We start from the raw sequence: 18,359 nt of genomic DNA on the forward strand, positions 1-18,359 counted from the left end.
GTAAGGCAAACTCACGGGCACCTCCATGCCTCACCCGGTCGGTGACCGACACGCGATGCCGTCCGATCACCCTAACGGACGCGCAGATGCTCCAGACCGGAATCGGTCACCAGCTTCTCCTGTGCGAACAGCCGGGTGCCCCGCTCGCACAGCCGCGCGTCGGCCCGGGCCCGGGCGCAGAACTCCTCCGGGGTCGCCCCGAACAGACGCCGCAACGCCGGTGAGCCCGCGAGGAGTTCGGTGATCAGGGCACGCTGCCCGGGATGGCCGCGCGGAACACCGGCGCCGTCGTGCAGCACGCCATGGTGGTTCACGTACGCGAACGCACCGGGGAGCGCCTGACCGTCCTCCAGCTCGATCCGGAAGCCCGACGTCGGCAGCAGGACGCGGTCGTAGTTCGGCTCCGTCGCGTCGACTACCGCGAGTTGTGCCGCGTCCAGCCAGATCACGAACAACTCCCGTGTGACGTCAGGGGCGTTGACGGGGGACGCGGACACATAGCCGAGACGGCTGACGTGCGCCGAGACGCCCACGTCGAGGCCCGTCACCCGGGCCCGCACCATCGGGACGGGCGAGGTGATCCCGAACTCGGCCATCTTGTGCCGCAGTTGGGCGGGGCTGGCGTTGGAACCGACGGCCACCACGGGGGTCCGGCCGGGATGGGTCAGACGCTCCAGCGGCAGCAGCCGGTCCCCGTCGAGCAGCCCGGACCCGGCCGGCCAGGCACCGGGATAGCTCAGCGGACGGTCGCGGGGCGCGTCCGCCAGACCCAGCGCCTCCAGCGTGCGGTGCTCGCCACGGTCGTCCATACGCGCCTCAGTCCGCCGGCGGCAGCTCGCCCGAGCCGCGGGCGACGAGCCGGGTCGGCAGTTCGATGCGCTCGGGAGCGAACAGGGTGCCGTCCAACTGCCGGAACAGCCGCTCGGCGGCGGTACGGCCCAGCGCCGCCGCGTCCTGCGCGATCACCGTGACCCCCGGCTGGAGCAGATCGGCGAGCTCCAGGTCGTCGAAGGCCACCAGAGCGACCGGGCGGGCCTGCTCGGCCAGCACCCGGATCACGGTGACCGTCACCCGGTTGTTGCCCGAGAAGACCGCCGTGACCGGCTCGGGCCCCGACAGCATCCGCTCGGCCGCCCGGCGCACCCGCGGCGGATCGGTGATCCCCAGCGACATCCAGGCGTCCTCGACGGGTATCCCGGCCTCCCGCATCGCCGTGCGGTAGCCCCGCAGGCGCTCCGCGGCGGTGTGGATGCGCGGCATGTCACCGATGAAGCCGATCCGGCGGTGCCCGTGCGCCACGAGGTGGGCCACGCCCGCGCGGGCGCCGCCGAAGTTGTCCGACAGGACGCAGTCGGCGTCGATCCGCCCGGCCGGCCGGTCGACGAAGACCGTGGCGACCCCCGCCTTGATCTCGGGCTCCAGATACCGGTGGTCGTCACCGGCCGGGATCACCACCAGACCGTCCACGCGGCGCGCGCACAGCGCCAGCGCCAGTTCCTGCTCACGGTCCGGGTCCTCGGCGCTGGAACCGTTGATGAGCAGCGCGCCGTGCGCCCGGGCGACCTCCTCCACCGCGCGGCTGAGCGGCCCGTAGAACGGGTCGGCGAGATCCTCCAGGACCAGGCCGATGCTGGCCGTACGGCCCTTGCGCAGCACCCGTGCGCTGTCGTTGCGCCGGAAGCCCAGCGCGTCGATGGACTCCTGGACCCGCCGTTCCGTCTCGGGCGTGACCCCGGGCTCGCCGTTCACCACGCGCGAGACCGTCTTCAGGCCGACTCCGGCGCGAGCGGCGACGTCCTTCATGGTGGGACGGTTGCCGTAGCGGCTCTCGGGCCTGCGCTGCGTCTCGGGCACGATGCTGGGTCCTGTCCTGTCGTCCACCGGGGTCGGCTCCGCACGCCGTCCAAGGGTGTTTGTGGACGGGATGCGTGGGTCCTGGTGGGTGTATGAGGATGTGGCGTCGAGCATAGAGCCTGGACAACGTTGTCAGATGCGGGAGACACTGTCCACCGCAAACTCCGGCCCGCGTCCCCACCGCTGGACCGGCCAGCTCTTTTCCATGGTGGACCGGGAGAAACCAGACTGATGCACACCGACCTCGTGGCCGCGCTCGACATCGGCGGCACCAAGATCGCCGGAGCGCTGGTGGACGGCGACGGCACGATCCTGGCCCGCGCGCAGCGCGCCACGCCGGCACAGGAGGACGGCGACACCGTGATGCGGGCCGTCGAGGAGGTGCTCGGGGAGCTGACGGGGTCGCCGCTGTGGGGGCGCGTGCACGCCGTCGGCATCGGCAGCGCGGGCCCGGTGGACGCCTCCGCGGGCACGGTCAGCCCGGTGAACGTGCCGGGCTGGCGGGACTATCCGCTCGTCCGCCGGGTGCGGGCCGCGACCGGGGACCTCCCGGTCGAGCTGATCGGCGACGGCGTGGCGATCACGGCCGCCGAACACTGGCAGGGCGCTGCCCGCGGCCACGACAACGCGCTGTGCATGGTGGTCTCCACCGGCGTCGGCGGCGGCCTGGTCCTGGGCGGCCGGCTGCACCCCGGTCCCACCGGCAACGCGGGTCACATCGGCCACATCGCCGTCGAGCTCGACGGCGACCCGTGCCCGTGCGGTGGGCGCGGCTGTGTCGAGCGCATCGCCAGCGGCCCCAACATCGCCCGGCGGGCCCTGGAGAACGGCTGGCTGCCCGGCCCCGACGGCGACACGTCCGCGGCCGCGGTGGCCGCCGCCGCCCGCGCGGGCGACCCGGTCGCCGTGGCCTCCTTCGAACGGGCCGCGCAGGCCCTGGCCGCCGGCATCGCGGCCACCGCGACCCTCGTCGAGATCGACATCGCGGTGATCGGCGGAGGCGTGGGCAAGGCGGGCGAGGTCCTCTTCGCCCCCCTGCGCCGCGCCCTCCGCGACTACGCCACGCTGTCCTTCGTCCAGCGCCTGACAATCGCACCGGCACAGATGGGCACGGACGCGGGGCTGGTGGGTGCGGCGGCTGCGGCGCTGGCGGGGAGGGCGGGATCGGGAGGAAACGCTGGGGCGGGGGCTGCGGTGGCGGGGGTCTGATCGGCCCACCCCCTTGATCGGCCACGCCTGAAGGAACGTTCCGGCCTTTCCGCGTTGTGGTGGGCGGGGCGAGGGGTGTGCTGGGCGAGTGCCGGTGCCGGTGCCGGTGCCGGTGCTGGTACGTGGGCGGGTGCAGGTTGCTGGGTCAGTGCCTGTGCATGTGCCCGGCGAGTGCCTTTGCGTGTGTGCCGGGCAGGTGCGCTGGACGGGTGCTCGTGCGCGCGTGCCCCGCCCACCGGGTGCGCCTGGCGGGCGGGTGCGGGTGCGGGTGCTGCGTGGGGTGTGGTCGGTGTGGCGGAAGGGTGCACGCGCGTGTGTGTGGCCGACGGGCGAGTGCCGGTGCCTGGCTGCGGCCCGGCTCTCGTGCCTTCGGCGGGCGGATTTCCAGGTGCTGTGGCCGTGCGCCCCGGGTCGCGGATCGTCGTGGTCCGGCGTGACTGCTGTCCGCGTGCGGGTCCTCGTCCGGGTGGCCGTCAGTCGGTGTTCTGGTGGGCTGCTGCGTGGGTGTCCCAGCCGTTCCAGGCGGGGACACCCACCTCGGTTGCCTGGCGCCAGGCAACCGAGGGATGTCGTCCGTGCGGGTGCGGGTGCGGTCCATCGGGGCGCGGATCGCCGTAGTCCGGCGAGTATGTGTGTGGTCCTCGGGCGGGTGGCCGTCAGCCGGTGGCCTGGTGGGCTGCTGCGTGGGCGTCCCAGCCGCTCCAGGTGGGGATGGTCTCGGTCGACTCGCGCCAGGTGGGCGGGATGTCGCCCATGCCGGTGCGGGCCGCGACGACGCCGCCCGCGATGGCGCAGGTCGTGTCTCGGTCGCCCCACCCGCCTACGGTCTGCCACAGGGCCTCGGGCAGGTCGTCCAGGTGGCCCGCGGCGGACCAGAGGGCGAAGGGCACCGTGTCCGGAGCCGAGATCAGCCTTCCCGAGCCCAGTACGGACGCCGCGTGGCGCACCGAGGTGTGCTCGGGGAACCTCGCGGCCACCAGCAGCCCGGAGCGGACGTCGCTGTCGGGCACGTACGAAGCGACCTCCTCCAGGAACGCGGCGCGCGGCGGGGCCTCCCGGCCCTCGCCGGCGGCTGCCAGCGCGGCGGCGACCGCCACGGCCACCGCCCCCGCGACCGCCTCCGGGTGGGCGTGGGTGGCCAGTGCGGACAGCCGCGCCTGCTCGCGGGCCACGGCCAGGTCGTCCCGGAACCAGGCGCCCAGCGGAGCGACCCGCATTGCCGCGCCGTTGCCGTACGAACCCTGTCCACCGAACTGCCCCGTGGTCACCGCCCGCCAGTCCTCGCCCTCGGCGACGCGCCGCAGCACACCGTGCATGGACGGGCCGTACTTGCGCCCCGGGTCGCGGACGTACTCGGCGGCGAACTCCCGCGCGAGGTCGCCCGGACGGATCTCCCCGTGAGCCCTCAGGTGGGCGAACAGGACGAACGCCATCGCCGAGTCGTCCGTCCACGGCCACGGCGCGGGACGCGGCTCGCGCGCCGCCCACAGCTCCTCGGCGGGCTCGTCGGAGTGCGTGAACCAGCGGTCACCGAAGGCGTCGCCGGTCACGAGTCCGTCGAGGGAGGCGTGGGCGTGCTGTGGACCGGTCATGGCGAAACTCCTCGGAACCGTCGGTGACCACGGCATTCTCGTCGCAGGCGGATCGATCGTGCGAGGGGATTACCGGGTTGCGAGCGGATTGCCGGGTGACGCGTGACCCCGCGCCCGTCCGCGCAGTTGATCCGCGCATGAAGAAGCGCAGCATGCTCGCCATCGCCTCCCTCGCCACCGGCTTCGTCGTCGCGGCGATCACCCCCTCGCACGCCCTGGGCGCCACGGACCTCGAAGGACTGAACCTGGGCGACACCCTCAGCACCCTCGACCACACCATCGCCAGCGACAGCCTGGCCGTCGACGACAACGCCCTGGGGCAGAACGACTGAACGAGACGGGCCGAACGGCCGACGTGGCGCCGGTACCCCACCGCGAGGGGTGCCGGCGTCGCGTCGTTCATGCGTCCTCAACTGGAACTGGTTTCCGTGGCAGGGTGGAGCGGGCAAGCCACAGGGGGCCAACAGCAGAGGGGGAACTGTGACCGTCGTCTGGATCAACGGCGCGTTCGGTGCGGGGAAGACCACCACCGCACGGGAATTGATCGACCTGATCCCGAACAGCACGCTCTTCGACCCCGAGGTCGTCGGCGGGGCACTCCCACACCTGCTGCCGCCCAAGAGACTCGCCGAGGCCGGCGACTTCCAGGACCTGCCGATCTGGCGCCGCCTCGTGATCGACACGGCGGCCGCGCTCCTCGCCGAGCTGGGCGGCACCCTCGTCGTCCCCATGACCCTGCTGCGCCAGGAGTACCGCGACGAGATCTTCGGCGGCCTCGCAGCTCGCCGGATCGCGGTCCGGCATGTCCTGCTCGCCCCGGCGGAAACGATCCTGCGCGAGCGAATAGCCAACCGGGAGGTCCCCGCGGACCTCCCGGACGGCGAGATCCGGATCCGCCAGTGGTCGTACGACCACATCGAGCCGTACCACGCCGCCCTCGCCTCCTGGCTCACCGCCGACGCCCACCCCGTGGACAACGGCGCCCTCACCCCGCACGAGACGGCCGCCCGGATCGCCGAGGCCGTCGGCAGCGGCGCCGTGGCCACCTGCGCCATCGTGCAGACCCCCGAGCCCACCGCCGAGACGCTGGCCGCCGGCGTGCTCCTCTTCGACGAGCAGGACCGGGTCCTGCTCGTCGACCCCACGTACAAGCCCGGCTGGGAGTTCCCCGGCGGCGTGGTGGAGCCCGGCGAGGCACCCGCGCGCGCGGGCGTGCGCGAGGTCGAGGAGGAGACCGGGATCCGGCTGGCCGACGTACCCCGGCTGCTGGTCGTCGACTGGGAACGCCCGAAGCCGCCCGGCTACGGCGGGCTGCGCCTCCTCTTCGACGGCGGCCGGCTCGACCCGGCGGCCATCGCCGGACTGCTGCTGCCCGGCCCCGAACTGCGCGCCTGGCGCTTCGTCACCGAGGAGGAGGCGGCCGACCTGCTGCCCCCGGTCCGCTACGAACGGCTCCGCTGGGCCCTGCGCGCCCGCGAAGGCGCCACCACCCTCTACCTGGAGGCGGGCATCCCCACGGGCTAGCCGGTGTCCCCGGAGGGCTCAGCTCGCCGCGTAGTTGCGCAGGAACAGCGCCTCCGTCACCGACAGCCGCTCCAACTCCTGCGGGGACACGCTCTCGTTGGCCGCGTGGATCTGGGCCTCCGGCTCGCTCAGGCCGATGAGGAGGATCTCCGCCTGCGGGTAGAGAGCGGCGAGGGTGTTGCACAGGGGGATGGAACCGCCCTGGCCCGCGTACTGCATCTCCTCGCCGGGGTAGGCGACCGCCATCGCCTCGGCCATCGCCGCGTACGCCGGGCTGGTCGTGTCGGCGCTGAACGCCTGGCCCTGGCCGATCTGTTCGGTGCTCACGCGCGCGCCCCACGGCGTGTGCGCCTCCAGGTGCGCCTGGAGCAGCTTCGTCGCCTCGGCCGCGTCCACGCCCGGCGGCACCCGCAGGCTGATCAGCGCGCGGGCGCCCGCCTGCACGGACGGGGTGGCGCCGACCACCGGCGGGCAGTCGATGCCGAGGACGGTGACGGCGGGCCGGGCCCAGATGCGGTCGGCGACCGTGCCGGAGCCGATCAGCTCGACGCCGTCCAGCACCTTGGCGTCCTGGCGGAACTGCGCCTCGTCGTACTGCAAACCCTCCCAGCGCGAGGTGGCGTCGGTCAGGCCGTCGACGGTGGTCGAGCCGTCCTCGGCGCGCAGCGAGTCCAGGACGCGGATCAGCGCGCCCAGCGCGTCGGGCGCGGCCCCGCCGAACTGGCCGGAGTGCAGGTTGCCCTCAAGGGTGTCGATCCGCACCCGCATCATGGTCATGCCCCGCAGGGTGGAGGTGACCGTCGGCAGTCCGACGCGGAAGTTGCCCGTGTCGCCGATCACGATGGTGTCGGCCGTCAGCAGGTCCGGGTGCTCCTCGGCGTACCGTTCCAGACCACCCGTGCCCTGTTCCTCGGAGCCCTCGACGATCACCTTGACGTGGACCGGGACGCCGCCGTTCGCCTTGAGGGCGCGCAGCGCGAGCAGGTGCATGATGAAGCCGCCCTTGCAGTCGGCGCTGCCGCGGCCGTACCAGCGGCCGTCGCGCTCGGTCAGCTCGAAGGGCGGTGTGGTCCAGGCGCCTTCGTCCAGCGGCGGCTGCACGTCGTAGTGGGCGTAGAGCAGGACGGTCTTCGCGCCGGCGGGGCCGGGCAGGTAGCCGTACACCGACTGGGTGCCGTCGGGCGTGTCGAGCAGCGCGACGTCCTGGAAGCCCTCGGCGCGCAGGGCGGCCGTGATCCAGTCGGCGGCGGCCTCGCTCTCGCTCCTGGGGAACTGGTCGAAGTCCGCCACCGACTTGAAGGCCACCAGTTCGGTGAGCTCCACCCGCGCCCTGGGCATGAGCGAGGCGACGGTCTCGGCGACCGAATTCGGCGACATGGGCACGCTCCTTGTGGGTGCGACGTTGTAGTGGGTGTCACTGGTCCGTTCGGGGGACCGTGCGAGCGTACGCGCTGCTGGGACGGGGTCGCGCACGCCGCCGATCCTTCCACGGCGGACCGTCATCGGACCGTGACGATCTCCGCCGTAGGATGCGGGGGACAGGTGCGGCAAGCGGCTTGATCGGGAGCAGTAGACCATCGTGAGCAGCGAGAACTCTTCGGCGGACGACGAGAACCCTTCGACGGACGCCGAGAACGCTTCGACGGACGACATGCGGGTGTGGGACGTCGTGGTGGTGGGCGCGGGGCCCGCGGGGGCGTCGGCCGCCTATGCGGCGGCGGTCACGGGGCGGCGCGTGCTGCTGCTGGAGAAGGCCGAGCTGCCCCGCTACAAGACGTGCGGCGGCGGCATCATCGGCCCCTCGCGCGACGCCCTGCCGCCCGGTTTCGAGCTGCCCTTCCGCGACCGGGTGTACGCCATGACCTTCTCGAACAACGGGCGTTTCACCCGGACCCGGCGCTCCCGGCAGATGCTGTTCGGGCTGATCAACCGGCCCGAGTTCGACCAGCAACTCGTCGAGCACGCCCAGAAGGCGGGCGCCGAGCTGCGCACGGGCGTCACCGTGCAGCGCGTCGAGCAGCACGGCTCGGCCGTTCCCGACCGGCGCACGGTCGCCGTCGTCCTCCAGGGCGGCGAGACGCTGCTGGCGCGGTCGGTGGTCGGCGCGGACGGCAGTGCGAGCCGGATAGGCGCGCACGTCGGCGTGAAGCTCGACCAGGTGGACCTCGGCCTGGAAGCGGAGATCCCGGTTCCGGAGACGGTCGCCGAGGACTGGAAGGGCCGGGTCCTCATCGACTGGGGCCCGATGCCCGGCAGTTACGGCTGGGTGTTCCCCAAGGGGGACACGCTCACGGTCGGGGTGATCTCGGCACGCGGCGAAGGCGCCGCCACCAAGCGCTACTTGGAGGACTTCATCGGGCGACTCGGCCTCGCCGGGTTCGAGCCGAGCATCTCCTCCGGCCACCTGACCCGCTGCCGTGCCGAGGACTCGCCGCTCTCGCGCGGGCGGGTGCTCGTGTGCGGGGACGCGGCGGGTCTGCTCGAGCCGTGGACCCGCGAGGGCATCTCCTTCGCGCTGCGTTCGGGCCGGCTCGCGGGCGAGTGGGCGGTCCGGATCGCCGAGGCGCACGACGCGGTGGACACCCGCAGGCAGGCGCTGAACTACGCGTTCGCGATCAAGGCGGGCCTCGGCGTGGAGATGAGCGTCGGCAAGCGGATGCTCACCGTCTTCGAGCGGCGGCCCGGCCTCTTCCACGCTGCCCTCACCGGTTTCCGCCCGGCCTGGCGGGCGTTCACCGACATCACGCGCGGCCGCACGACCCTGGGCGAGCTCGTCCGCACCCATCCGATGGCCCAGCGGGCGCTGACCGCCATGGACCGGCGGCAGGCCCAGGCCCAGGCCCAGGCACAGACCCCGGCCCCCGCCCCGGATGCGGCCGCTGCCTCTGCCGCGGATTCGGCGTCGGCGCCGGTGGCGGAGGAGGGCGAGTAGTCCTTCGGCGGCCAGAAGTCGCGGTACGGGGCTCGGTCCTCAGGGCTCGGCCTTCGACCGCTCAGTCCTCGACCGGTCAGTCCTCGACCGTGATCCGGAAGACCGGGTGGTCGCCGGCCGCCGCGACGATCTCCTCGTCCGTGGACTTGGCCGTGACGCCGTTGAAGTACTGGTTGACCTCCCAGCCCCACTTCTCCAGGTAGGTCCGCAGGATCGGGAGCTTCTCCTCGTCGGGAAGCTCCACCGCGGAGAACGCCCGCACCTTGCGCCCGACCCGCAGCTCTCCGCCGCCCGCGACCCGCATGTTGCGCACCCACTGCGAGTGCCCGCGCGCCGAGACCAGGTACCGGGCACCGCCGTACGAGTGCGGGTTGACCGGGATGCGCTGCATCCGGCCGCTCTTGCGACCCCGTACGGACATCTCCGCCGAGCCCATGAGACTGAAGCCGTGCCGGGCCAGCCAGCCGATGACGCCGTTGAGACGGACGTTGAGCGGGCTGCCCTTGAGGTAGTACGGCGATGACGACATGGCGGGTGACCTCCGGTCAGTGAGAGAGCGCTGCTCTCGGTTCTTCGCTTGGTGCGAGTCTGCCTGAGATCGGTGCATAGAAGCAAGAGCAGTGCTCTCTATTTTGCGCACCAATCCGAAATGTGTTCGCCGATCCGAACCGTGTGCGACGATCCGTTTCATGGGACACTGCTCTCCATGAGCAGCACCATTCGAGGGGCCCGCGCCCGCGCCAGGATCGAAGTCACCGCCGCCATCAAGGACGAGGCCCGCAGACAGCTCGCGTCCGAGGGCGCCACCAAGCTGTCGCTGCGCGCCGTGGCCCGTGAGCTCGGCATGGTCTCCTCCGCCCTGTACCGCTACTTCCCGAGCCGCGACGACCTGCTCACCGCACTCATCATCGACGCCTACGACTCCCTCGGCGAGAGCGCGGAGGCCGCGCACGCCGCCGTCGCCGACGCCGTTCCCGTCGAGCGCTGGGTCGTGGTCGGCGAGGCGGTGCGCGGCTGGGCGCTGGCGCATCCGCACGAGTACGCGCTGATCTACGGCTCGCCGGTGCCCGGCTACAGCGCGCCCCAGGAGACCGTCCCGGCCGCCGCCCGCGTCGGCCTCCTCCTCGTCGGCATCATGCGCGACGCACACCGGGCGCACGGCCTGGAGGTACCGCTCCTGACGGACGACCTGGTCCCCGAGGCGGTACGCATGGCGGCCGACCTCGCCCCCGACCTGCCGCCCGGCGCGGTCGCCGCACTCGTCGCGGCCTGGGCCCAGTTGTACGGGCTCGTCGGCTTCGAGGTGTTCGGACAGTTCCACCGGATCGTGGAGGAACGCGAACCGTTCTTCCGGTACGCGGTCACACGGCTCGCCCATCAGGTGGGGCTCCGCTAGACGCGCCAAGCCTGGGGCGCGACCGCGTCGGCGCGTACTTCCAAAGTGGGGGGCACCTACTTCCAAGGGGGCGCGTACTTCCAGGGGAGTACCGGGGGTGCCCTCGCCCGGCGGACGTCCGGTGCGGGCGGTGGCGTCTAGCGTGGCGGGCATGGACGAAGAGCAGGTGCGCGGGCGCGCCGGCCCGGGCAGGTGGTGGCGGCACGGGCCACCGTGGTCGCGTCAAGGGGAGGGCGAGGGGCCGGGCGCGCCGCGGTGGCCCTGGCCCTCCACCGTGCTGATCACCGTCTTCGTCCTCGTCGGCTCGCACTTCGCAGCCCATGCGCAGGAGGAGGGCGAGCGGGCCTCGCTCGACGTCTTCGCGCGCGTGCTGCTGGTCGTCGCCTGCGGGCTGCTGCTGTGGCGGCACCGGCACCCGGTGGCCGTCGTGTTCGGCACGGCGGCCACCGCCGCGCTCTACCTGGGCGCCGACTACCCGTACGGGCCGGTGTTCCTGACCGTCGCGGTGGCCTGCTTCGCCGCCGTCGTCGCCGGGCACCGGCGGGCCGCCTGGACGGCGCTGGGCATGCTGTGGGCCGTACACCTGCTGGTCGCGCACTGGCTGTACCGGTGGCTGCCGCCCGCCGGTGACGACCCCGCGCCCTTCGGGCAGGAGATCGTCGTCGCCGGATGGGCCGTGGCGGTCGTGGCGGTCGCGGAGCTGGCCCGGATCCGGCGGGAACAGTGGGCCCGGGAGCGGGCCGAACGCGCCCAGGCCGCCCGGCGGCGCGCCGACGAGGAGCGGCTGCGCATCGCCCGCGAACTGCACGACGTCCTCGCGCACAGTCTGTCGGTCATCAACGTGCAGGCGGGCGTGGGCCTCGCGCTCCTCGACGCCGATCCCGAGCAGGCGCGCACCGCGCTCACCACCATCAAGTCCGCCAGCAAGGAAGCGCTGGGCGAGGTGCGCCAGGTGCTCGACAGCCTCCGCACGCCGGGAGACGCGCCGCGTACACCGGCCCCCGGCCTGGACCGGCTGCCCGAACTCGTGGAACAGGCGGCGCGGGCCGGACTCACCGTCGCCGTGACCGGCCGACCGCCCCGCCTGCCGCCCCACACAGACCTCGCCGCCTTCCGCATCGTCCAAGAAGCCCTCACCAACGTCGTACGCCACTCGGGCTCGCGCCACGCGCGCGTGCGGCTCGATCAGACCGCCGGGACGCTACGGCTGCGGATCGACGACGACGGACCGGCGACCGGCGCCGACGCGGGCGGCAGCGGCAACGGTCTCGCCGGGATGCGGGAGCGGGCCGCGGCGCTGGGTGGCACGATCGAGGCGGGACCGCGTCCCGACGGCGGCTTCCGCGTACGCGCCGTACTGCCCACTCGGGACGGGCAACGCGACGACGGGACAGGGGACAACCAGTGAGCGAGGGAGGAGCGGTGAGTGAAGGAGGAGCGGTGATCCGGGTGTTGCTCGCCGATGACCAGTCGCTGGTCCGGGCGGGGTTTCGGGCGCTGCTGGACGCGCAGCCGGACATCGAGGTGGCCGGGGAGGCCGCCGACGGGGACGAGGCGGTGCGCGCGGTGCGTGAACTGCGGCCCGACGTCGTCCTGATGGACATCCGGATGCCCCTCCTCGACGGCCTGGCCGCCACCCGCCGCATCACCGACGACGAGGCGCTCTCGCACGTCAAGGTGGTCATGCTGACCACCTTCGAACTCGACGAGTACGTCTTCGAGGCGATCCGCTCGGGTGCCTCCGGCTTCCTGGTCAAGGACACCGAGCCGGACGAACTCCTGCGCGCCGTAAGGGCGGTGGTCGCCGGGGACGCGCTGTTGTCGCCGGGAGTGACGCGCCGGCTCATCTCCGAGTTCGCCGCCCGTTCCAAGGAGCCTGCCACGGCAGGTGAGTTGAGCCGGCTCACGGAACGCGAGCGGGAGGTGATGGCGCTGGTCGGGATCGGCCTGTCCAACGACGAGATCGCGCGTCGGCTGGTCGTCAGCCCGCTCACCGCCAAGACCCACGTCAGCCGCACCATGGTGAAGCTGGGCGTCCGGGACCGGGCCCAACTGGTCGTCCTGGCCTACGAGTCGGGGTTGGTCCGGCCGGGCTGGCTCGGCTGAGCCGCCGGACCGGCCTCCGTACGGAAGCGGAGCAGCACGGAGATCACCCGGGCCGCGAACACCAGGGGAGCGAGCACCAGGCCCGCCCGCAGCAGCGACTTCTCCGCCAGGTCCGGCAGTTCGAACAGCAGCGCCGGTCCGGCGACCGCCCCGAAGAGCACCGCCGCCGCGAACACCGCACTGCACAGCGCGTATCCGATCTCGACGGTGATCGCGTCCCGCTCGGCCTGAGTACGCCGTCCCCCGTAACCGCTCATCCGGCCAGTCTCACAGGTGTGCGCCCGGCAAGGCAATCGGCCCCGCCGGGCGCACACGGGGAGGCAGGGCTATTGCCCGGCTGCCGGGGCGCGGGGGAAGACAGGTGTCCTTGCATCGCCAGATCGCCCGCCCGTTCGAGCGGGTGTTCACGCACGCAAAGCGCGACGCGCTACTGGCCCGCGTCGCCGACCGCGAGCCGCACCTGCGACTCGCGGGCTCACGACCGGAATTTCCGGCCGTGTGTACTAGGATCCGCCGCTAACATCACTCGATCGATAGGAGGCCCGATGATCGGCGTGCTCGTGACTTTCGCGCAGACCGGCAAGTTCGATCGCTCAACTATCGCAAAGATTGCCGGCGAACTCCGAGGACCGTTCGAAGGCATGGCCGGCCTTCGCTTCAAGAGCTTCATGCTCGACGAAGACGGCGTGCAGGCAAGGAACTTCTACGTGTGGGATGACGAGGAGAAGGGCCGCGCCTTCTTCACGGAGGAACTCGTCGAAAAGGTGACGGGGATTTATGGCGTCCCGCCCAAAATCGAATTTCTCGATATCGTGGGGTTCGTCGACAACTCTGGCACCTGATTCTCAAGGAAGCTGTCGCACAAACCTTTGCTGTCCAGGCCGTTTTGGACCATCGGGGCATGCCACAGAACATCCTCACATGCGATCGAGGTTAAGCGCTGCCGCGCCCTTGCAGCCTCCTGACCTGCGCGACTGGCTGCCTGAGGAGCACCTCGCCTGGAACACGCAGCCCAGCCATGACGGGCTCGAACAGCGGGCGCGTCACCCGCCTGGCCGGGCTGAGGGCGAAGCACAGCGGCCGGCATCCCAATCCAACTCGCCCTCGGCATTGGCCTGGGCGAGCAGGGCAGTGAACACCCGCTCCCAGGTACCGTTGACTGCCCACTTTCGCAGCCGGGTGTAGACGCCCTTCCATCAGCCGTACTCGGCGGGCAGATGCACCCACTGCGAGCCGGTCTGGAACTTCCACGCGGTGGTGTGATCACCTGCCGGTGATCACACCACCGCCCGCCCCGGCCCCGCCTCCGCCCCGGCCTCTGGATCAGCCTTCGGGTCCGTCTCCGGCGCCGTGGACCTGGCGATCACGACTGAGCCCTGGGGGCGTCGGGTGCGCAGGCCGGGGAGGGTGATGAGCAGGCCCGTGGCGGCGATGACGGTCACCACCGCGAGGCCGGAGTGGTAGCTGTCGAGGACGGCCTGCGGGGTCGGGTCGGCCGGGGTGCTCGCGGTCACCACCGCCGTCACCACCGCGAGGAAGATCGCGCCGCCGACCTGCACCGAGGTGTTGAGCAGCCCCGAGACCATGCCCTGCTCGTGGTCCGCCACACCGTTGGTGGCCTGGATGTTGAGCGAGGGGAAGACCAGCGCGCAGGCCGCGCCGATCAGCAGCATCGACGGCAGGATGACGGCGGCGTAGACCGGGTCGAGATCGACGCGCAGGAACAGGGCGTACCCGACGACCATGAAGACGAAGCCCGCCGCGATCAGCCGGGGGGTGCCGAACCGGTCCACGATCGAGCCCACCTTCGTCGAGGACAGGGCGACCAGCGCACCGGCCGGCAGGAACGCGAGCGCCGTGTGCAGCGCCGACCAGCCGAGCAGCGTCTGCATGTACAGGGTGGCAATGAACTGGAAGCCGACGTACGAGCCGAAGAAGGCCATCGCGCCGAGCTGGGCGCGGATCTGGCTGCCGGAACGCAGCACGCCCAGCCGGATCAGCGGGCCCGCCGAACGCCGCTCGACGAGGACGAACGCGGTCAGCAGGACGACGACGGCGAGGAACGACAGCAGCGTGCGGGCGGACGCCCAGCCGGCCTCCGGGGCCTGGACGACGGTGAAGACCAGCAGCAGCATCGACGCGGTGCCGAGGACCGCGCCGGGGACGTCGTAGCCGTCGTGGTCCTTCTCGCGTGCGCTGCGCGGCAGCAGCTTCAGGCCGGCTGCCAGCGCTGTCAGGGCGATCGGTGCGGGCAGCAGCATGGTGAGACGCCAACTCGCCTCCGTGAGCAGGCCGGAGAGGACCAGGCCCATCGAGAAGCCGGTGGCGGCGCAGGTGGTGTAGATGGCGAGGGCGCGGTTGCGCAGCGGGCCCTCCGGGAACGTCGTGGTGATGATCGACAGCCCGGCCGGTGCCGTGAAGGCCGCGCTGAGGCCCTTGACGAACCGGCTCGCGATCAGCAGCGGACCCGAGTCGACGAACCCGCCGAGCAGCGAGGCCAGCGCGAACACGCCGAGGGCGACCAGGAACACCTGGCGGCGGCCGAGCAGGTCGGCCGTGCGGCCGCCGAGGAGGAGCAGGCCGCCGTAGCCCAGGATGTAGGCGCTGACGACCCATTGCAGGGTCGAGGTGGAAAGGCTCAGGTCAGCGCCTATGGACGGCAGGGCCACGCCGACCATCGACACGTCCAGCGCGTCCAGGAACATCGCGGCGCACAGCACCAGCAGGGTGCCCCACAGCCGGGCGGTCCAGCGGCCCTCGACGAGAGGGGACGCGGGGGAGGGGAGCGGAGAGGTCATGCCGGAGACAGTACATGTGCATGCATTGATTGCGTGCGCATTTAATTTGCGCGCAATAAATCTCCTGTGCGGTGCGCGGTGTGGATCGGGATGCCGGCGAACTGACGTCGGTGGCTTGTCAGTTCACGGCGGACGTCTCCCGCCACAGCCTCGCCAGTGAGGCGTCCCCGGTCACGGCGGGCAGCGGCAGGCGGTTCCAGAGCGCGAGATAGAGCAGCGTCGCCGGCCCGGACACCTCGCAGTCGACGACCCCCTCGGCATCCGCTTGGGGGTTCCCTTCCGCCTCGCGCTCCGTCACGGGCGGTTCTGTCGACAGGCGTACGGTCCACACGGCGTCGGCCGTGTCCGTCGCCCGTACTCGCAGGACCCGGGGCTTCTCGGTGCGCACCCCGCTCCTGTCGCGCGCGTGGAAGCCGCGCAGCAGCTCGTCGATGCCGTCCGCCGCGAAGTCGACGGTGAACTCCCGGGCGATCTCCTCGGGTGTCCGGCCCCGGGCCGACTCCGCGTCCACCCGGTGTACGGCCGTCTCGTGCGCCTGACGTCTGGCCCAGAACGCGAGCGGCGAGGGCGCGGGCAGGAACTGCCAGCACCGCAGGTCGGGTGAGGCGGTGGACAGGGTGTCGACGAGCCGTGCGTGTCCTTCACGGAACCAGTTCAGCAGCGGGTCGCCGTCGAGGTCCGGCGGTTCGTCGAAGGGGCGGAACGAAGGGTGGCCCTCGGCCACGAACGACGTGGCCCAGCGGTGCACGGCCCCCGTGTGCCGCAGCAGGTCCCTGACCTGCCACTCCGGGCAGGTCGGTACCTTCGCCCCGGGGCCGGCCTCGGCCGCGGCGGCGGCCAGCGACCGGCCCTCGCGGTCGAGGACGCGAATGAACTCGGCAGTCTTCATAGCTCCATAGTTTCCATGGGGGAGCTGGGGGAGAGCTGCTGTCGTGTGTTCAGTCGGCCGTCGCGCGGCGCGTGGCGAGGCCGATCCCGGCGGCCACCGCTGCCAGTACCGCCACGCTGGTGAGGGCGGCGGACAGGGAGAACCAGTCGGCCATGAAGCCGATGGCGGGCGGGCCCAGGAGCATGCCGCCGTAGCCGAGCGTCGAGACGATGGCGACGCCGCTCGGGCCGGCCAGCGCGCCCGCGCGTTCGACGGCCACCGGGAACAGGTTGGCCAGGCCGAGTCCTGCGACCGCGTAGCCCAGCAGCGCCGCCCACAGTGCCGGGGCGAGGGAGCCGAGCAGCATCCCGACCGCCGCGACCGCGCCGCCGGTCACCACCGTGCGGGTGCGGCCGAGCCGCTCGAGGAGGGTGGTGCCGGTGAGTCTGCCGACCGTCATGGCCAGCGCGAAACAGGCGTAACCGGCCGCGGCGGCCCCGGCGGAGGAGCCCAGATCCTGTTCCAGGTGCAGTGCGCCCCAGTCGGCGAGGGCCCCTTCGCCGTAGGCCGTGCAGAGTGCGATCAGGCCGAAGACGACGACCGGGCGGCGGGTACGGGTGGTGAGGCTGCGCGGGGGTGCTGTCGGCGGGGCCTTCGTGGGGGCCGGAGCCTCGGGTGCGGTGACGGCGTCTTCGGGCGGGCGCGGTGGCTCGTACCGCAGGAGTGTGGGTGCCGTGAACGCGGTGACGAGCAGGCCGATGGCCCCGAGGCCCAGCAGATGGTGTGTGGGGGACAGGTATCCCGCGGCCAGGCCGCCGAGACCGGCGCCGGTCATGCCGCCGAGGCTGAAAGCGGCATGGAAGGTGGGCATGATCGGCCTGCGCAGTGCCGTGACGAGATCGACGGCGGCGCTGTTGAAGGCGACGTTCAGGCTGCCGTAAGCCGCACCGAACAGCAGCAGGACAGCCCCGAGCGCAGTCGCTGAGTGGGTGAGTGGGGGGAGCGTGACGCTGAGGGAGAGCAGGATCGCGCAGGCCACGGTGACCGGGTGGCTGCCGTAGCGGTGGCACAGGCGTCCCGTGAACATCATGGTGATCACCGCGCCCGCGGAGACACCGAGGAGCGCGAGACCGAGGGTGCTGGGGGAGGCGCCGGTCTGCTGCTTGATGGCGGGGATGCGGACGACCCACCCGGCGAAGACGAAGCCGTCGAGGGCGAAGAAGGTCGTCAGGGCGATGCGGAGGTGGGTGAGGTGGTCGCCGTCGCCCGGCACGGCGTTGTGCGTTCGGGTTTTGTTTATGAGCGGCACTAAACGAGGCTAGGGGGTTGCCCTGAGCCGGACAAGGGGACCTGCCCCTAGGGGATCATGGGGGGATGCGAATGCACGGAGACCGGCGGTGGGCCCTGGTGGGGACGGCGCTGATGCTGGTGGGCGGCGCGGTGGCCTGCGGCGGAACCGGAGGAACCAGCGACACCGGCGACACCGGAGGCAGGGGAGAGGGGGCTTCGGCCACTGCCTCGGCCACCGGCGCGGTTGCCTCGCCGCGGCCCTCCGGCCCCCGGTTCGACGAGGAGATCGAGCTGTCCGACGGGCGGCGCGTGGGCATGTCGTACGTCGCCGGGCGGGGGCTCGTCGAGCGGCACCGAGGTGCGGGTGCGGGAGTGTGGAGCGCGCCGCACGTGGTGTACGCGACCGTGACGGACCGGTGTCAGAGCCTGACGCTGAAGGAGTTCGGCGGGACGGTCGCCGTCATCGCGAACTGGGGCGACTACTGCTACGACGGTGAACCGCCGATGGAGTCGATCGCCGCGGTCGGCGTCGGTGACCTGTCCCGCTGGGACACCAAGCTCACCGAGGAGTTCGACGGCTGGGAGAAGGTCGTCGCCGTGGACGACGTACGGGAGTTGGTCTTCAGCGAGGCTTCCACGGAGTACCTGACCCGGCTCCGGTGGAGCCGGACGGCAGGCTTCGCGGAGGTGGAGGAGATTCCGCGCTGATTTCCCGGTATCTCCGGCATGCGCGGGTGCGACCACTAAGCTTCCGCGACGCGTCCGTCGTATCGACGCGTCAGCCCGTCAG

General features: G+C 72.1%; 18 protein-coding genes. 9 read left to right on the plus strand and 9 right to left on the minus strand.

All coding sequences use genetic code 11. The features are described 5' to 3' along the window. Nucleotides 1-71: 71 nt before the first annotated feature. Both BMZ82_RS20860 and BMZ82_RS20865 read right to left on the minus strand, forming a co-directional pair. Nucleotides 72-809: a hypothetical protein gene (locus BMZ82_RS20860; protein WP_093777943.1), complete on the minus strand. Its 738-nt coding sequence runs from the start codon at nucleotides 807-809 to the stop codon at nucleotides 72-74. 7 nt (nucleotides 810-816) lie between these two features. Then, entirely contained in the window at nucleotides 817-1,854 is a 1,038-nt protein-coding gene (locus BMZ82_RS20865) for a LacI family DNA-binding transcriptional regulator (RefSeq protein WP_093777945.1), read from the minus strand. Nucleotides 1,855-2,085: 231 nt separating this feature from the next. Here BMZ82_RS20865 and BMZ82_RS20870 point away from each other — a divergent pair, with 231 nt between their 5' ends. Beyond that, nucleotides 2,086-3,063, plus strand: a complete 978-nt coding sequence (locus BMZ82_RS20870; RefSeq protein WP_093777947.1) for an ROK family protein — start codon at nucleotides 2,086-2,088, stop codon at nucleotides 3,061-3,063. Nucleotides 3,064-3,719: 656 nt separating this feature from the next. On the opposite strand, the gene BMZ82_RS20875 is transcribed toward BMZ82_RS20870, so the two are convergent. Further along, complete coding sequence (locus BMZ82_RS20875) at nucleotides 3,720-4,655, minus strand: ADP-ribosylglycohydrolase family protein (protein WP_093777949.1); 936 nt, start codon at nucleotides 4,653-4,655, stop codon at nucleotides 3,720-3,722. Nucleotides 4,656-4,792: 137 nt separating this feature from the next. Between BMZ82_RS20875 and BMZ82_RS20880 the strand changes: the two genes are divergently transcribed. Both BMZ82_RS20880 and BMZ82_RS20885 read left to right on the plus strand, forming a co-directional pair. Continuing rightward, nucleotides 4,793-4,987, plus strand: a complete 195-nt coding sequence (locus tag BMZ82_RS20880) for a hypothetical protein (RefSeq protein WP_093777951.1) — start codon at nucleotides 4,793-4,795, stop codon at nucleotides 4,985-4,987. 148 nt (nucleotides 4,988-5,135) lie between these two features. Then, on the plus strand, nucleotides 5,136-6,179 hold the full coding sequence (locus tag BMZ82_RS20885; protein ID WP_093777953.1) for an NUDIX hydrolase: 1,044 nt from the start codon (nucleotides 5,136-5,138) through the stop codon (nucleotides 6,177-6,179). 18 nt (nucleotides 6,180-6,197) lie between these two features. Here the strand turns inward: BMZ82_RS20885 and BMZ82_RS20890 are convergent, their stop codons facing one another. Next, nucleotides 6,198-7,556: a dipeptidase gene (locus tag BMZ82_RS20890; protein WP_093777955.1), complete on the minus strand. Its 1,359-nt coding sequence runs from the start codon at nucleotides 7,554-7,556 to the stop codon at nucleotides 6,198-6,200. Between the two features lie 274 nt (nucleotides 7,557-7,830). On the opposite strand from BMZ82_RS20890, the gene BMZ82_RS20895 reads away from it, so the two are divergent. Continuing rightward, nucleotides 7,831-9,111, plus strand: coding sequence for a geranylgeranyl reductase family protein (locus BMZ82_RS20895; protein WP_093778036.1), 1,281 nt, complete (start codon nucleotides 7,831-7,833; stop codon nucleotides 9,109-9,111). A 76-nt stretch (nucleotides 9,112-9,187) separates the two neighbouring features. On the opposite strand, the gene BMZ82_RS20900 is transcribed toward BMZ82_RS20895, so the two are convergent. Continuing rightward, the gene (locus BMZ82_RS20900) at nucleotides 9,188-9,640 is read right to left on the minus strand and encodes a nitroreductase/quinone reductase family protein (protein ID WP_093777957.1); all 453 of its coding nucleotides are present in this window, start codon (nucleotides 9,638-9,640) and stop codon (nucleotides 9,188-9,190) included. A 177-nt stretch (nucleotides 9,641-9,817) separates the two neighbouring features. On the opposite strand from BMZ82_RS20900, the gene BMZ82_RS20905 reads away from it, so the two are divergent. The 3 genes from BMZ82_RS20905 (at nucleotide 9,818) to BMZ82_RS20915 (ending at nucleotide 12,613) form a co-directional block, all read left to right on the plus strand. Beyond that, nucleotides 9,818-10,507, plus strand: a complete 690-nt coding sequence (locus tag BMZ82_RS20905) for a TetR/AcrR family transcriptional regulator (protein ID WP_093777959.1) — start codon at nucleotides 9,818-9,820, stop codon at nucleotides 10,505-10,507. 151 nt (nucleotides 10,508-10,658) lie between these two features. Beyond that, a complete protein-coding gene (locus BMZ82_RS20910; protein WP_093777961.1) occupies nucleotides 10,659-11,915 on the plus strand; it encodes a sensor histidine kinase in 1,257 nt (418 codons plus the stop codon). Between the two features lie 32 nt (nucleotides 11,916-11,947). Further along, nucleotides 11,948-12,613, plus strand: coding sequence for a response regulator transcription factor (locus tag BMZ82_RS20915; protein ID WP_093777963.1), 666 nt, complete (start codon nucleotides 11,948-11,950; stop codon nucleotides 12,611-12,613). Here the strand turns inward: BMZ82_RS20915 and BMZ82_RS20920 are convergent. Then, nucleotides 12,574-12,870 carry a DUF6332 family protein gene (locus BMZ82_RS20920; RefSeq protein WP_093777965.1) on the minus strand — a complete coding sequence of 99 codons (297 nt, stop codon included), beginning with the start codon at nucleotides 12,868-12,870 and terminating at the stop codon, nucleotides 12,574-12,576. The two genes, BMZ82_RS20915 and BMZ82_RS20920, sit on opposite strands and share 40 nt — an antisense overlap. Nucleotides 12,871-13,158: 288 nt before the next feature. Between BMZ82_RS20920 and BMZ82_RS20925 the strand changes: the two genes are divergently transcribed. Beyond that, nucleotides 13,159-13,455: a hypothetical protein gene (locus BMZ82_RS20925; protein ID WP_093777967.1), complete on the plus strand. Its 297-nt coding sequence runs from the start codon at nucleotides 13,159-13,161 to the stop codon at nucleotides 13,453-13,455. Nucleotides 13,456-13,890: 435 nt separating this feature from the next. Here BMZ82_RS20925 and BMZ82_RS20930 read toward each other — a convergent pair whose 3' ends face one another. The 3 genes from BMZ82_RS20930 to BMZ82_RS20940 all read right to left on the minus strand — a co-directional run bounded on the left by BMZ82_RS20930 (nucleotide 13,891) and on the right by BMZ82_RS20940 (nucleotide 17,588). Continuing rightward, the gene (locus tag BMZ82_RS20930; RefSeq protein ID WP_093777969.1) at nucleotides 13,891-15,411 is read right to left on the minus strand and encodes an MFS transporter; all 1,521 of its coding nucleotides are present in this window, start codon (nucleotides 15,409-15,411) and stop codon (nucleotides 13,891-13,893) included. Between the two features lie 118 nt (nucleotides 15,412-15,529). Beyond that, entirely contained in the window at nucleotides 15,530-16,300 is a 771-nt protein-coding gene (locus tag BMZ82_RS20935) for a maleylpyruvate isomerase family mycothiol-dependent enzyme (protein ID WP_093777971.1), read from the minus strand. A gap of 49 nt (nucleotides 16,301-16,349) precedes the next feature. Next, nucleotides 16,350-17,588, minus strand: coding sequence for an MFS transporter (locus tag BMZ82_RS20940; RefSeq protein ID WP_177244579.1), 1,239 nt, complete (start codon nucleotides 17,586-17,588; stop codon nucleotides 16,350-16,352). A gap of 65 nt (nucleotides 17,589-17,653) precedes the next feature. Here BMZ82_RS20940 and BMZ82_RS20945 point away from each other — a divergent pair, with 65 nt between their 5' ends. Beyond that, nucleotides 17,654-18,277: a hypothetical protein gene (locus tag BMZ82_RS20945; protein WP_256252026.1), complete on the plus strand. Its 624-nt coding sequence runs from the start codon at nucleotides 17,654-17,656 to the stop codon at nucleotides 18,275-18,277. Nucleotides 18,278-18,359 lie beyond the last annotated feature (82 nt).

The sequence above is a fragment of the Streptomyces sp. yr375 genome (genome assembly GCF_900110755.1).
Classification (GTDB): Bacteria; Actinomycetota; Actinomycetes; order Streptomycetales; family Streptomycetaceae; genus Streptomyces.